Raw genomic sequence first — 515 nt, forward strand, 5'->3', positions numbered from 1 at the left:
CCTTCCCCATGTTCTACTAAAATAGTGATAGCGTATTTGGGTTTTTCATAAGGCAAAAAGGCGGTAATCCACGCATGGGATCGATGGAAATATTCCATATCTTTTTCTTTCATGCGATTGACGATGTTTTGAGCGATTTCCACGACTTGCGCGGTGCCGGTTTTGCACGCTAAAGTAACCTTAGAACCCCTTGTGGAATGATAGGCGGTGCCGTCTTTATGGTTACACACTTCATACATGCCCACTCTCAAGGCTTGGAGCTTCTTTTTTTGAAAGCTGTTTAGGGGATCTTTGAGCGGTTGTTTGCTGTTGATAGCGAAATGAGGCGTTGCCAGTTTGCCCGTAGCAATGAGTCCCGTGTAGGCGAGAACCTGCAAGGGCGTGGCTAAAAAAGAGCCTTGCCCAATAGCGGTAATGAGCGTGTCCCCAACGCGCCACTCTTGATTGAAGCGTTTGAGTTTCCACAAATTATCCGGCACAATCCCCACAAATTCATACGGCAAATCAACGCCCGT

1 protein-coding gene is annotated in these 515 nt (G+C 47.2%); it reads right to left on the bottom strand.

Going from position 1 to position 515, the window contains the following annotated elements:
* Positions 1 to 515, bottom strand: a 515-nt coding sequence (locus tag IE313_RS36765) for a penicillin-binding transpeptidase domain-containing protein (protein ID WP_268256822.1), incomplete at both ends; no start/stop codon positions are given.

This window comes from Streptomyces sulfonofaciens (genome assembly GCF_014656295.1).
In the GTDB taxonomy this organism is placed as follows: domain Bacteria; phylum Actinomycetota; class Actinomycetes; order Streptomycetales; family Streptomycetaceae; genus Streptomyces; species Streptomyces sulfonofaciens.